The organism is Pseudomonas sp. PICF141 (assembly GCF_002286815.1).
Classification (GTDB): domain Bacteria; phylum Pseudomonadota; class Gammaproteobacteria; order Pseudomonadales; family Pseudomonadaceae; genus Aquipseudomonas.
Map to the genome: position 1 here is coordinate 47850 of NZ_MUNM01000031.1, position 15331 is coordinate 63180.

Below are 15331 nucleotides of genomic sequence, written 5' to 3' on the forward strand. Positions count from 1 at the left end.
CAACGATGCCGTTACGGACCCTTGAGACCTGGCCCCACGGCGCAATCATGCTGGACGCAGAACACACGCGTTTTGCCTTGTGGGCGCCCGATGCGTTTTTTGTCAGTCTCGAACTGGAAGATGGACAATCCCTGCCGTTATTGCCTCAGGCCGATGGCTGGTTTGTGATCAAGACCCGCTGTCCCGCGGGTACCCGCTACCGCTACAACATCGATGGCGAGCTGGAAGTGCCGGACCCGGCCTCCCGCGCCCAGGCGGGCGATATCGACAGCCACAGCGTGGTGGTCGATCCGCTCGCCTATCGGTGGCAACACACTGCCTGGCGGGGCCGACCGTGGAATGAAGCGGTGATCTACGAACTGCACGTCGGTGCACTCGGTGGTTTCAGCCAGGTTGAGCAACACCTGGCCCACCTGGTTGAGCTGGGTATTACCGCTATCGAACTGATGCCGCTGGCGCAGTTTCCCGGCGAACGTAACTGGGGCTATGACGGGGTTCTGCTTTACGCGCCTCAAGCCTCCTACGGCTCGCCCGAACAACTCAAACACCTGATCGACACGGCCCACGGCCACGGCCTGGCGGTGATTCTCGACGTGGTCTACAACCATTTCGGCCCCGACGGCAATTACCTGCATCGCTACGCCAAAGGCTTTTTCCGCGAAGACAAACACACCCCATGGGGCGCGGCGATCGACTTCAGGCGGCGCGAGGTGCGCGACTTCTTCATCGACAACGCGCTGATGTGGTTGCTGGAGTACCGCTTCGACGGCCTGCGCCTGGACGCGGTGCATGCCATCGACGATCCGGACTTCCTTCAGGAGCTGGCGCAACGGGTGCGCCAGCAAACCGATCCGGCGCGGCACGTGTGGCTGATGGCGGAAAACGAGCACAACCAGGCCAGCCTGCTGGAGCAAGGTTTCGACGCGCAATGGAACGACGACGGCCATAACGCCCTGCACGTTCTGCTCACGGGTGAAACCGATGCCTATTACGCCGACTATGCCCAACAGCCCACCGAACAACTCGCCCGCTGCCTGAGCCAGGGCTTCGTGTTTCAGGGCCACATCACCCGCCACGGTACGGCGCGCGGTGAGCCGAGCGGTCACTTGCCGCCCACGGCTTTCGTGCTATTTCTTCAAAACCACGACCAGATCGGCAATCGCGCCTTTGGCGAGCGTCTGCATCAGCTGGCCCATCCTGATGCCCTTTACGCCGCCACCGCGTTGCTGCTGTTGTCACCGATGATCCCGCTGATGTTCATGGGCGACGAATTCGCCGCCGAACAACCGTTCCTGTTCTTCACCAGCCACCATGGCGAATTGGCGCAATTGGTGCGCGAAGGGCGACGCAATGAATTCGCGGCGTTCAGCGCTTTTGCCGATCCGCACAAACGCGAGCAGATTCCCGACCCGAACGCGACGCAGACCTTCGAAGCTTCACGGCCGAAGCTGACCGCCAGCCACCAATCGCCGGTTTATGAGCTGTATCGCCAACTGCTGCAAATCCGCCACCGACACATCATCCCGCACTTGCCCGGCGCCCAGGCGCTGGGTGCGCAGGTCCTGGCCCAGGGCGCGGTGACGGCGCGCTGGCGGCTGGGCGATGGCAGTCAGTTGCGCATTGACCTGAACCTCAGCGAGGCGCCTGTGGTCCACACCCCACAGTCCGACGCGACATTGCTGTTCGAACACCCGCCACAATCGGCCAGTCTGTTGAATCAGGGCACACTTGCCCCCTATTGCGCGCTAGTCAGCCTCACGGCCGCAGCCCCTTTGCTACCCCCGGATGGAGAGCGCCCATGAGCAATGCGCAACTGGAAATACTGGCCAGCCGAGCAGGCCTGGCCGTCGATTGGATCGATGCCAATGGCCGTCCACAGAAAGTGGCTCCGGCGGTGTTGCGTTCGGTGCTCAGTGGGCTTGGCCATCCCGCCAGTACGGCCCAGGAGATCGACGCCAGCCTGCTGCAGTTGCAAGAGGTGCAACAAACCCGGCACCTGCCACCGCTGCTGACCTGCGACGTGGGTGCCGGCCTTGATCTGTCCCGCTATTTCGAACCGCAGACCCCGTGTGAAATCCATCTCGAAGACGGCTCGCGGATCAACTTGAAGCTCGATGACAACGCTGTGTTGCCCGGGCTGGTGCCGGTGGGTTATCAGCACGTCAGCATCGACGATCAATCTTTCACCCTGGCGGTAGCCCCCCTGCGCTGCTACAGCGTGGGCGATGCCGTTGGCAGTCAACACCCGCGCACCTGGGGCCTGAGCGTGCAGTTGTATTCGCTGCGCCGTCCCGGCGATGGCGGTTTCGGCGATACCCAGGCCCTCGAAGATCTGGCCCGGGTGGCGGGCGAACGAGGCGCCGAAGCATTGGCGATCAGTCCGCTGCATGCGATGTTCAGCCGCGACACCCAGCGTTACAGTCCTTACTCGCCGTCCAGCCGTTTGTTTCTCAACAGCCTGTACGCGGCGCCCGGTGCGATTCTCGGTGAGCGTGCCCTGCGCACTGCTATCGACGCCACCGGTCTTGCCGCTGAGCTCAAGCACCTCGAAGCGTTGCCGCTGATCGACTGGCCCACCGCCGCCGAAGCCAAGCACCGTTTGCTCGAAGCCTTGTACGAAGGCTTCACCCACGGCGAACACCCTTTGCACCCGGATTTCAGCAGCTTCCGCCATGCCGGTGGCGAAGCGCTGGAAAATCATTGCCGCTTCGAAGCGATCCAGGAAGCCCGTGCACGGCGCGGTGAAAGCCTCGACTGGCGCGAGTGGCCCGAACAATGGCGTGATCCGCGCAGCACCGCTCTGGCGCATTTCGCCGAAGAACATTCGGCCCGCATCGGCTATTACGCGTTCTGCCAGTGGCTGATCGCACGCTGCCTGGAACGCGCCCAGACCGCCGCCCGCAGTGCCGGCATGGGCATCGGCCTGATCGCGGACCTGGCGGTGGGCGCCGACGGCGGCGGCAGCCAGGCCTGGAGTCGTCAAGACGAACTGCTCGCCTCACTGACCGTGGGTGCGCCGCCGGACATCCTCAACCGTTCCGGCCAAGGCTGGGGCATTTCCGCGTTTTCCCCCGAAGGTCTGGTGCGCAACGGCTTTCGCGCGTTCATCGAAATGCTGCGGGCCAACTTCGCCCATGCCGGCGGCCTGCGCATCGATCACGTCATGGGCCTGCAACGATTGTGGGTGATCCCCAATGACGCGCCACCCAGCGACGGGGCCTACCTTTATTATCCGGTGGATGACCTGCTGCGCCTGCTGACCCTCGAATCCCATCGACATCAGGCCATCGTGCTCGGCGAAGACCTCGGTACCGTGCCCGAGGGCTTGCGCGAAAAACTCATCGCGCGCTCAATTCTCGGCATGCGCGTGCTGCTGTTCGAACAGGACAATACTCACTTCAAGCCGATCCTCGACTGGCCGGACAACGCCCTGGCAACCACCAGCACCCATGACCTGCCGACGCTCAATGGCTGGTGGCATGGCCGCGATATCGACTGGAGTGCGCGCTTGAATCTGGTCGACGCCCCGGGGGAAATCGAATGGCGCCAACACCGTGAGCGCGAGCGTGAAGGCTTGCGTCGGGTGCTGAGCGAGGACCCACAGAATTTCCGCGAAGAGTCCCACGAAACCGATCAGGTGCTCGACGCCGCCATCCGCTTCCTTGGTCATACCCGCGCGCCGCTGGTCTTGCTGCCGATGGAAGATGCCTTGGGCATCGAACAGCAGGCCAACCTGCCCGGCACCACCGACACCCATCCCAACTGGTCGCGCAGGTTGCCTGGCGACAGCGAGACCCTGCTCGATGATCCGGACGCCGCCCGACGCCTGGAACTGCTCGCCTGTGCGCGACTTCAGGCGGCCGAGCGTGACCAATGAATCATTCGCTCACCCCACCGCCGCGAGCCACCCTGCGGCTGCAATTTCATAAGGGTTTCACCCTGGATCAGGCGGTGCCGCTGGTGCCGTACTTTGCCAGCCTGGGCATCAGCCATGTCTATGCTTCGCCGCTGCTCGCCGCCCGCGCGGGGTCCATGCATGGCTACGACGTGGTGGACCCGACCAGGGTCAACCCTGAACTGGGCGGCGAGGCTGCGTTGCGCCGTTTAGTCGCTGCATTGCGCGCGCAGAACATGGGGCTGATCCTCGACATTGTCTCCAATCATATGGCCGTCGGCGGTGGCGATAACCCCTGGTGGCTCGATTTACTGGAATGGGGGCGACTGAGCCCTTACGGCGAGTTCTTCGACATCCAATGGCACTCGCCCGACCCGTTGATGGAAGGCCAATTGCTGCTGCCTTTCTTGGGCAGTGACTACGGCATCGCCTTGCAGGACGGCACCCTGCCCTTGCGTTTCGATGCCCGGAGCGGCGCCTTTCATGTCGAGCACTACGAACATCACTTCCCCATTTCCCCATCAGATTACGGCGAGCTGCTCAAGGCCGATGATCACTTGAATGCCGAGCAGGCCGAACAGCTCAAATCCCTGGCAGACCGCTTCACTACCTTGCGCTACCAGACTGACGCGTACAACCTGGCGAGTGCGCTGAAAACCGAACTGCACGAACTGGCCAGCGATCCGGCCATTCTTCGCGCCATCGAGCACACGCTCGGCGCCTACGACTCGCTCACGGCCCAGGGTTTCGAGCGCCTGCATAACCTGCTTGAGCGCCAGAGTTATCGGCTGGCCAGTTGGCGCACGGCGGCGGACGACATCAACTGGCGGCGCTTTTTCGATATCAATGAACTGGGCGGCCTGCGTGTCGAACGTCCGGCGGTGTTCGAGGCCACCCATGCAAAAATCTTCGAGCTGGTGGCCGAAGGTCTTGTCGACGGGCTGCGCGTCGATCACATCGATGGCCTCGCCGACCCGCGTGGTTATTGCCGCAAACTGCGGCGCAGAGTCGATCGCCTGGCACCGCAGCGGCACCTGCCGATCTACGTCGAGAAAATCCTCGGCGAGGGCGAAACCTTGCACCGTGACTGGTCTGTCGATGGCAGCACCGGTTACGAATTCATGAACCAGTTGTCATTGCTGCAACACGCCCCTGAAGGCGCCCGGACCTTGGGTGAACTCTGGAGCCGGCACAGCGAACGGCCCGCCGATTTCCGTCAGGAAGCGCAACTGGCGCGCCAGCAGATTCTCAACGGCTCCCTTGCCGGAGATTTCGAAAGTGTCGCTCACGCCCTGTTGCAAGTGGCCCGGGACGATTTGATGACCCGGGACCTGACCCTCGGCGCAATCCGTCGGGCCTTGCAGGAACTGATCGTACACTTCCCCGTGTATCGCACTTATATCAGCCCGTTGGGCCGCGCCGCCCAAGACGAAATGCTTTTCCAGCAAGCCATGGACGGCGCCCGGCAAACCCTTGGCGAGACCGACTGGCCTGTGCTCGATTGCCTGGCCAGCTGGCTTGGTGGCCAACCCTGGCGCAAGCACCCGCCAGGCCGCTCCCGCAAATTGCTCAAGCATGCCTGCGTGCGTTTCCAGCAACTGACTTCACCGGCGGCGGCCAAAGCGGTGGAAGACACCGCGCTTTATCGCTCGGCCGTGCTGCTGTCGCGCAACGATGTCGGCTACAACACCGAGCAGTTCAGTGCCCCGGTGACCGACTTCCATGCTGCCTGCGTCAATCGCCTGGCCGAGTTCCCCGACAACCTGCTGACCACCGCGACCCACGATCACAAACGCGGCGAAGACACCCGCGCGCGGCTGGCAGTGTTGAGCGAGCGCAGCACCTGGTACGCCGACCAGGTCGAGCACTGGCGAAACCTGGCCGATGAACTGCGCATTGAACCCGGCGCGCCTTCGGCCGGGGACGAGCTGATTCTGTATCAAGTGATGCTCGGCAGTTGGCCCCTGAAGCTGCGCAGCAATGATCAGGCGGCCCTCCTGGACTACGCCAAACGCCTCTGGCAGTGGCAACAGAAAGCCCTGCGCGAAGCCAAGTTGCAAAGCAACTGGAGTGCGCCAAACGAGGGATATGAACAGGCGACCCATGGATTTCTCGAACGCCTGCTGCTCAGCCCCGAAGGCGAACGACTGCGCGCGGCCATCGGTGCGGCGGCGCAGAGCATCGCCGCCCCGGGGGCATTGAATGGCTTGGCGCAAACCTTGCTGCGAATGACCGTGCCGGGAGTACCGGACCTTTATCAGGGCAACGAATTCTGGGACTTCACGCTGGTCGATCCGGACAACCGTCGCCCCGTGGATTACATCAGTCGTCAGCAGGCGATGCATCTACGGCTGGATCTGCCCGATCTGCTGGCGAACTGGCGGGACGGGCGCATCAAGCAAATCCTGATCGCCCGAACATTACAAAGACGTACCGAGTTTGCCGGACTGTTTCAAAGAGGGACGTATCAAGCCCTGGAAGTGCTCGGCAGCCAGGCTCACCGGGTACTGGCATTTGTTCGCGAATGGCAGGGAGAGCGGGCTATCGTGATAGTACCGATACGCTGTGCCGAGCTGCTGGAAAACAGTGCCGAACCACAGATTGAAGCGCCACTGTGGAGCGATACACGGGTCAAATTACCGTTTGCGACGCCTGAAGAAAATCTGAAGGGACTTTTTGCGAGCGTCGTAGTCACAAAACACAGGGAACTGATGGTCAGTGCCGCGCTGGGGGATTTCCCGGTCAATCTCTTTATCCAAACTACCCAAGCTTGAGTTCAGTTCAGGAGCATTGCGATGAGTACCGACGATAAACGCATCCGCGAATTTGCCTATCAAATCTGGGAATCCGAAGGAAAGCCCGAGGGCCAGGAAGAGCGACATTGGGAGATGGCTCGCAAACTGGCCGACGCTGAAGCCCAAGCCAAAGCGCTGGCACCCGGCAAGTCAGCAAAAACGACTGGCAGCAAAAGCCTCGGCGCCAAGTCCGCGACCGGCAAGCCCGACGGCAAACTCAGTGCCAAAGGCGCTGAACCCAAAGCCAGGACCAAAGCCAAACCCGCTGCTTCGACAATGACCCCGCTTGGCGAAAAGAGCGTCGAAAAAAAGCCACGCGCTGCGCGCAAACCGCCAACGACCTGACGCGTTTATCGCCTCGCCTCGCTTGATTTGTGGCGTGTCTTTCGCCACCGAGGGCGCGCTCGCCCTCGAAAAAAACCAGAGCCAGGGTTCGCAGTCGAGAGCCGTCACCCCATGCAGGAGCAACTATGAGCAGTCCAAAGAAAACCGCGCCCGAACCTCGTGCCGAGGCCTCGCGAATCCGTGAAGGCTTGCCCTTCCCGCTAGGCGCGACCTGGGATGGCCTGGGGGTCAATTTCGCGCTGTTTTCGGCTCACGCGACCAAGGTTGAACTGTGCATTTTCGACGATTCCGGCGAGGTGGAACTGGAGCGTATCGAGTTACCGGAATACACCGACGAGATTTACCACGGCTACCTGCCCGACGCCCATCCGGGGCTGATCTACGGTTATCGCGTGTACGGTCCTTACGACCCGGCCAACGGTCATCGCTTCAACCCCAACAAGCTGCTGATCGATCCCTACGCCAAGCAATTGGTCGGTCGGTTGAAATGGTCCGAAGCGTTGTTCGGCTACACCATCGGCCACCCGGAAGCGGACCTCAGTTTCGATGAACGGGACAGCGCGCCCTTCGTGCCCAAATGCAAAGTGATCGACCCGGCGCACACCTGGGGCCATGACCATCGGGTCAGCGTGCCGTGGGACAAAACGATCATTTATGAAACACACGTCCGCGGTTTCAGCATGCGTCACCCCGCCGTCCCCGAAAACTTGCGCGGCACCTTCGCCGGGTTGATGGTCGATGACGTGCTCGAACACATCCGCAAGCTCGGCGTGTCGAGCGTGGAACTGCTGCCGATTCATGCCTTCGTCAATGATCAGCATCTGCTGCACAAAGGCATGACCAACTACTGGGGTTACAACAGCATTGCGTTCTTTGCCCCGGATCCGCGCTACTTGGCCAGCGGCAAGATCGCCGAGTTCAAAGAGATGGTCGCGCACCTGCACGAGGCCAATCTGGAAGTGATCCTCGACGTGGTCTACAACCACACCGCCGAGGGCAACGAACAAGGCCCGACCCTGTCGATGCGCGGCATCGACAACGCCTCTTACTACCGGTTGATGCCCGACGACAAGCGCTACTACATCAACGATTCGGGGACCGGCAATACCCTGGACCTGAGTCACCCGTGCGTGCTGCAAATGGTCACCGATTCTCTGCGTTACTGGGCCACGGAAATGCACGTGGACGGTTTCCGTTTCGACCTGGCGACCATTCTTGGCCGTTATCACGACGGTTTCGACGAGCGTCACAGCTTTCTCGTGGCCTGCCGACAAGATCCGGTGCTGCGCCAGGTGAAGATGATTTCCGAACCCTGGGACTGTGGCCCTGGTGGTTATCAGGTCGGGAATTTCCCGCCGGGGTGGGTCGAATGGAATGACAAATTCCGCGACACCGTGCGTGGGTTCTGGAAAGGCGACGACGGCCAACTCGCCGACTTCGCCAGCCGCATGACCGCCTCTGGCGAGATGTTCAACCAGCGTGGACGCCGACCATATGCCTCGCTGAATTTTATTACCGCCCATGACGGTTTCACGCTCAACGATCTGGTGTCGTACAACGACAAGCACAACGAAGCCAACGACGAGAACAATGAGGACGGCAGCAACAACAACCTGTCCTGGAACCACGGTGTCGAAGGCCCCACCGACGATCCCGAGATCAATGCGCTGCGCCAACGACAGATGCGTAACTTCTTTGCCACATTGCTGCTGGCCCAAGGCACGCCAATGCTGGTGGCCGGCGATGAGTTCGCGCGCACCCAGAACGGTAATAACAATGCCTATTGCCAGGACAGCGAGATCGGTTGGGTCAATTGGGACCTGAGCGAAGACGGCAAGGCCCTGCTCAAGTTCGTCAAACGCCTGATCAAATTGCGCCTGGCCTATCCGATTCTGCGTCGGGGGCGCTTCCTGGTGGGCAACTACAATGAAGACATCGGCGTCAAGGACGTGACCTGGCTGGCCCCGGACGGCAGCGAAATGTCCACCGAGCAATGGGAAGAAAGCCACGGTCGTTGCCTGGGCATGTTGCTCGATGGCCGCGCCCAGGAAACCGGCATTCGCCGCAAAGGCGCCGACGCGACCCTGCTGCTGGTGGTCAACGCCCACCATGACGTCGTCAATTTCCTGCTCCCGGAAGTGCCCGACGGCGCTTTCTGGACTTGCATGATCGATACCAATCAACCCTCGATTCGTGGCCAGGAACGCTTCGGGTTCGGTCACGAATATTCCGTCACGGGCCGCTCGCTGCTGCTGTTCGAATTGCAGCGCGAAGAAGAAGAGTGAACAGGGCCCTCGGGGGCAAGCCGTCATGAAATCCGTAGGGACGGTTTCGCTGATTATTTGCCAAACCTGACATAGCCTGGGTTAAAAAAATCGCATCAGACCAAAGACTGAGGCGACGAATAGCGATCCATGAGCAATACTCTGCCCGCGGCTATCCAGGGTTCGGAGCGCTGCAAATTGCTATTTACCCCGCCTTCACGGGTCTGCCAGGCTTGCGCCCTCGCAAGCATTGCGCACGACTGAGGGCCAGACAGAACAAGGACGTAGTGCCTATGAATACAGTGTCCATCAGCGAAAATGGTCTGCCCGCGCAAATCTGGAACAGCGCCCGGCAACTGGACGACATCCCTTTCATCAATACAGAAACCCTGGTCCCGGCCGGTGCTCGCGCAGTGGTGATCGCACCACATCCTGGCGATGAAGTGTTGACCTGCGGCGGCCTTCTGCAACAGTTGTGCGCCCTTGACCATCCTCTGCAATTGATCTCGATCACCGACGGTAGCTACAGCCATTTTGGTTCACCACAGTGGTCACAGAAACGCCTGAGCGTAATTCGCCCCCAGGAAAGCGTTGAAGCGTTGCGCCGACTCGGGTTGCCGATGCACAGCCTTAAGTGGATTCGCGCCGGCTTCCCTGACAGTGGGCTGACCGAAAGAGAGTCTGAACTGACCCGGTTCATCATCCGCTACCTGCGCCCCGGCGATGTGGTGTTCACCACCTGGCGCGAAGACGGCAACGTCGATCACGACGCCGTTGGCCGTGCCAGCGCCAGGGCCGCGGCGCTGGTTGGTGCAACACTCAACGAAATACCGGTTTGGGCCTGGCACTGGCCCTCACGCGATCACGCGCTGATCCCCTGGCATCGAGCACGCAAGGTCCGCCTGGACCCCTGGGCCGTGGCGCGTAAAAGCCACGCCACCTATGCCTACGCCAGCCAACTTGACGGTGAGCCGATGATCGGTGCCGCCCCATCACTGCCCCGGGTGCTTCTGGAGCGCATGCGACTGCCGTATGAAATGGTGTTTGTCTGAATCATGCGGGGAATGTTTTGGTGAGGGGGCTTCTGTGGTGAATGGGCTTTTGTGGTGAATGAGCTTTTGTGGCGAGGGGGCTTGCCCCCGTTCGGCTGCGAAGCAGTCGCAAAAGCTTTTGGGGCCGCTTCGCGACCCAACGGGGGCAAGCCCCCTCGCCACAAAAGCCCCCTTGCCACAGAGCTTCCCCAGTTACAGAAGTCCCCTCGCCGCAGGCAAGCCCTCGTGGCAAAAATTCCTTTGCTGTAAATCACGCTGAACTGCTCGCCCCCTGCACCAGTCGCATGCATACATCAGCCTTGATTAAGAGGAGTAAACGTGACCAGTGATGCCGAACGACAAGCCATCGAATCCATACCCTCGGACACGCCTGCGGCGGTTCATCGACTCAGAGTGCTGACGGTCAATACCCATAAAGGCTTCACCGCCCTCAACCGGCGTTTTATCCTTCCGGAATTGCGTGAAGCGGTACGCAGCACGTCGGCAGACCTGGTGTTTTTGCAGGAAGTGGTCGGTGAGCATGACCGGCATTCTTTCCGTTACAACGATTGGCCACAAACCTCGCAATACGAGTTCCTGGCCGACAGCATGTGGAGTGATTTCGCTTACGGTCGCAACGCGGTCTACCCTGATGGCCATCATGGCAATGCCCTGCTCTCGAAATACCCGATCCGCGAATTTCGCAACCTCGATGTCTCGATCACCGGCCCCGAGCGGCGCGGGTTGTTGCATTGCGTGCTGGATGTGCCGGGGCATGCCGAAGTGCATGCCATTTGCGTGCACCTGAGCCTGCTGGAAAGCCATCGACAACTGCAGTTGCAATTGCTCTGCCTGTTGCTCGAATCGTTGCCCGATGATGCCCCAGTGATTATTGCCGGCGATTTCAACGACTGGCAGTTGCAAGGCAATGCCGCCCTCGCCCGGCGCCATTACTTGCATGAAGCCTTTGAACGCCATCATGGCCGTCCGGCAAAAACGTACCCGGCACGTTTTCCCCTCCTGCGCCTGGACCGGATCTACCTGCGTAATGCCAGCAGTCATGAACCGCGCATACTTGGCCACAAACCCTGGACGCATTTGTCTGACCATTTGCCGCTGGCGGTGGAAGTGCGCCTGTAACACCGTCAAGAGACAGTCGCCAGTCATCCCCTCCATGACAGAAAAAATGACAGTAATGGCACACCGACGTCGTTGGTTTCTCCTGCGCTCGACCTTCGGTCAAACAACTGATAGCGCCCTACCAAACGTGTCTGGCCCGCGCCTTTCTGGATGATTTTTTGCACAAACAACAACTTAGATACGCGCCAATAATCAGTCACTTACAACACATAAAATAGCCATACCGCTTATCGGCCACTTTCTTGACGCAGCGCCTGCAGTCTTCTTAGCTAGTGCTTACTACCCCCGGAAATTTATCAGGGGCCAGCCACCAGACTCCTGTAAGAAAAGGCGGGTCTGACCTTGCCCTAATCCATTCGGTCGCCCCTCATTCGGGGTAGGAGAGACGCCAAAGCGAGATACGCATGCAACTGCAAGGTAGACCTCCATGAAGACTTCATTCACCCCACAAGAGATCAAAATCACTTTTTGCACCGTCACGAGTTCACTCCTGCTGTGCTCATCCATGGAGGTGCAGGCCTCGTCTGCCGAGGATGAATCAACGCTTTGGTATAACCAGGCACTGCCGACCCTTACCTTGCCCGCCGGCTTGGCCACGTATCCCGGCCATTCACGTGTCAATCCAGATGTACAAAGCTCACGCCTGACGGTCGAAAACGCCGCGCCTTCGGCCTGGGACCATGTCTATGGAAAGACCTCACGGCAAGCCCAAACCGACTATCAGGCCCTGGGCGTTTCCATCCCTGGCGCCAGCGAATTCAAAAGCCCGGCGCTGTTGACCGTCCAAAGCAACAGCGGCCATACCCAGCGGGTCGGATTGATCGGCGGCACCACTCAATTTCAGGGCAATGACAACGGTCTGCTGACCAGTCGCGCCCTCGCCGATCCCGACCATGACACCCTCAATCTTCAAGGCCAGAGTCTCGGCGCCTACTGGAGCCTGACCGGCCCACAAGGCTGGCACGTAGACTTGAGCGCCAGCGGCGGCCGGGTCAACGGTTACAGCCGCAATGACCAAGGCGCGCGACAAGCCGCCGAAGGCAGCGCGGTGACGCTGTCGGTGGAAGGCGGTTTCCCGATTGGCCTGGGTGATAACTGGGTGATCGAACCCCAGGCGCAGTTGATCAATCAACGTATTACGCTGGATAAGCCCTATGCCGGCTCCGCTAACGGCTCCTCCAGCGACATGTCGTCCTGGAGCGGTCGGGTCGGTGCCCGCTTGAAAGGTAGTTACGATATCAATGGCCTGCCGGTCGAACCCTATGTGCGCACCAACGTGTGGCACACGGTATACACCGGCAATACCGTGAGCCTGGATCAGGTCGACAAAATCAGCAGCAGCCGCAAATCCTCGACGGTGGATGTGGGTTTGGGACTGGTCGCCAGAGTCACGCCTTTGGTCAGCCTGTACATCAGCGCCGATTACAGCAGCGATGTGGATGACAATGATTTGAACGGGTTGATTGGCAGCCTTGGGGTGCGGATGCGGTGGTGAAGCCTGGCCGATGATCGTTCCGACACTCCGCGTGGGAATGCCTCAATGGACGCTCTGCGTCCGCTCTTGGGACGCGGAGCGTCCCGGGCTGCATTCCCACGCAGAGCGTGGGAACGATCAGGACGCGATTTTGGATCAACCCTGCGGACGCAAAATCAACACCGCCAACGGCGGCAGGTTCAAATCCAGGGAAAGCGCCTGGCCATGGCTCGGTTGTTCGTCGGTGGATACCCCGCCGCCGTTACCGTAATTGGACCCGGCATAAGTGTCGGCATCGCTGTTGATCAACTCGACCCAACGCCCGGCGAAGGGCACACCGATGCGATAAGACTGTCGCGGCACCGGGGTAAAATTCGCCACCACCAGCACAGGCCGCCCGTCCTTGCTCCAGCGCAGCCAGGCGTAGACGCTGTTGGTCGCATCGTCGCCGATCAACCACTGGAAGCCTTGCGGGGCGTCATCCTGGTCATGCAGCGCCGGTTCTTCGCGATACAACCGATTGAGGTCACCGACCAGTTTGCGCACCCCTTGATGTTCCGGGTATTGCAGCAAATACCAGTCCAGTTGCTGATCGTGATTCCATTCCCGCCACTGGCCGAATTCGCAGCCCATGAACAACAGTTTCTTGCCCGGATGCGTCCACATGAAACTCAGGTAAGCCCGCAAGTTGGCAAACTTCTGCCAGCGGTCGCCGGGCATCTTGTCGATCAGCGAATGCTTGCCATGCACCACTTCATCGTGAGAAATCGGCAGGATGAAGCGTTCGGACCAGGCATACATCAGACCGAAACTCAGCTCGTTGTGATGATGGGCGCGGTACACCGGGTCCTGCTGGATGTAATGCAGCGAATCGTGCATCCAGCCCATGTTCCATTTATAGGCAAAACCCAACCCACCCTGTTGCGTGCTCTGGCTGACGCCCGGCCACGCCGTGGATTCTTCGGCAATCACCAGCGCGCCCGGTGTTTCCAGAGCCACCACGTCATTGAGATGACGCAGAAAATCAATGGCCTCCAGATTCTCCCGACCGCCGTGACGGTTGGGCACCCACTCACCGGCCTTGCGCGAGTAATCGCGATACAGCATCGACGCCACCGCATCCACGCGCAGGCCATCGACGTGGAAATGCTTGAGCCAGTGCAGCGCCGACGCCAGCATGTAGCCGTGCACCTCGGTGCGGCCCAGGTTGTAGATCAGCGTGTCCCAGTCCTGGTGAAAACCTTCCTGCGGGTTACCGTACTCATACAACGCCGTGCCGTCGAACTGCGCCAGGCCGTGGGTATCGGTGGGGAAATGCGCCGGCACCCAATCGAGGATCACACCGATCTCGGCCTGGTGACAGGCATTGACGAACGCGGCGAACTCATCCGGCGTGCCGTAACGGGCGCTTGGGGCGAATTGCGACAGCAATTGATAACCCCAGGAGCCACCGAAGGGATGCTCCATGATCGGCATCAGTTCGATGTGAGTGAAACCCAGCTCCTTCACATAAGGAATCAGCCGCTCGGCCAATTCGGGCCAGGTGTACTGACGGGCGACTTCGCCCAGGTCATCCAGTTCGCATTGCCAGGAACCGGCGTGCAACTCATAGATCGACAACGGTGCGCTGGTTCGCTGACGCTCGCCCCGCGACTGCATCCAGTCGTGATCCTTCCAGTCGATTTTCAGCGGCGAGGCGACTTTCGATGCGGTGTCCGGTGGCAGTGCGGTGGCGAGGGCCATGGGGTCGGCCTTGAGCGGCAGAATGCCGTGGGCACCAAGGATTTCGTATTTGTAGGCTTCCCCTGCTTGCAAGCGCGGAATGAACAACTCCCAGACCCCGGAAGGATGGCGCAATCGCATCGGATGGCGGCGACCGTCCCAGACGTTGAAATCGCCAACCACCGAAACCCTTCTGGCATTCGGCGCCCACACGGCGAAGCGCACACCCTCTACACCATCGACTGTCTTCAGTTGCGCGCCGAGGCAACTGCTCAAGTCCCGGTGATTGCCCTCGGCGAACAGGTACAAATCCATCTCGCCGAGTAACGGACCAAAGCTGTAAGGGTCCTCGGCAAGTTGCTCGCCACCCGCCCAACGGGTTCGCAACAAATAGGGCCGAGCCCGCTCGAAGTGCCCGACGAACAGCCCCGGGGTTTGCGTGGCCTCAAGGCTGCCGAGCTCTTCCCCGGATTCCTTGTCCACCACTTGCACACTCAAGGCATCCGGCAGATAGGCGCGAATGAATTGCCCGCCAGCGCCATCGCTATGCGGGCCCAGAATTGCAAAGGGGTCTTGGTGCTCGGCGCGTACCAACGCATCGATATCCCGCGCCCTGGGCAGCGCCTGTTCAACGTGCCCCTGTTCCTTGTTCGAGATACTCATGA

The 15331-nt window shown here is 60.6% G+C and carries 9 protein-coding genes; 8 read left to right on the top strand and 1 reads right to left on the bottom strand.

The features are described 5' to 3' along the window. The first annotated feature begins 5 nt into the window (after positions 1-5). The 8 genes from treZ (at position 6) to BZL43_RS05960 (ending at position 12965) form a co-directional block, all read left to right on the top strand. Complete coding sequence (gene treZ / locus BZL43_RS05920) at positions 6-1802, top strand: malto-oligosyltrehalose trehalohydrolase (protein ID WP_095631448.1); 1797 nt, start codon at positions 6-8, stop codon at positions 1800-1802. Further along, positions 1799-3877, top strand: coding sequence for a 4-alpha-glucanotransferase (malQ, locus tag BZL43_RS05925; protein WP_095631449.1), 2079 nt, complete (start codon positions 1799-1801; stop codon positions 3875-3877). The genes treZ and malQ overlap by 4 nt, the downstream gene beginning before the upstream one ends. Further along, the gene (locus BZL43_RS05930) at positions 3874-6669 is read left to right on the top strand and encodes a malto-oligosyltrehalose synthase (RefSeq protein ID WP_095631450.1); all 2796 of its coding nucleotides are present in this window, start codon (positions 3874-3876) and stop codon (positions 6667-6669) included. Before malQ ends, BZL43_RS05930 begins: the two co-directional genes overlap by 4 nt. Before the next feature lie 21 nt (positions 6670-6690). Further along, complete coding sequence (locus BZL43_RS05935; RefSeq protein WP_095631451.1) at positions 6691-7035, top strand: DUF2934 domain-containing protein; 345 nt, start codon at positions 6691-6693, stop codon at positions 7033-7035. A gap of 125 nt (positions 7036-7160) precedes the next feature. After that, positions 7161-9320, top strand: coding sequence for a glycogen debranching protein GlgX (gene glgX, locus BZL43_RS05940; protein WP_095631452.1), 2160 nt, complete (start codon positions 7161-7163; stop codon positions 9318-9320). A 272-nt stretch (positions 9321-9592) separates the two neighbouring features. Then, complete coding sequence (locus BZL43_RS05945; RefSeq protein ID WP_095631453.1) at positions 9593-10351, top strand: PIG-L deacetylase family protein; 759 nt, start codon at positions 9593-9595, stop codon at positions 10349-10351. A gap of 318 nt (positions 10352-10669) precedes the next feature. Then, positions 10670-11470, top strand: coding sequence for an endonuclease/exonuclease/phosphatase family protein (locus BZL43_RS05955; RefSeq protein ID WP_095631455.1), 801 nt, complete (start codon positions 10670-10672; stop codon positions 11468-11470). A 427-nt stretch (positions 11471-11897) separates the two neighbouring features. Continuing rightward, positions 11898-12965, top strand: coding sequence for an autotransporter outer membrane beta-barrel domain-containing protein (locus tag BZL43_RS05960; RefSeq protein ID WP_095631456.1), 1068 nt, complete (start codon positions 11898-11900; stop codon positions 12963-12965). Positions 12966-13100: 135 nt separating this feature from the next. Here the strand turns inward: BZL43_RS05960 and glgB are convergent, their stop codons facing one another. After that, complete coding sequence (gene glgB / locus BZL43_RS05965) at positions 13101-15329, bottom strand: 1,4-alpha-glucan branching protein GlgB (RefSeq protein ID WP_095631457.1); 2229 nt, start codon at positions 15327-15329, stop codon at positions 13101-13103. Positions 15330-15331: the final 2 nt, after the last annotated feature.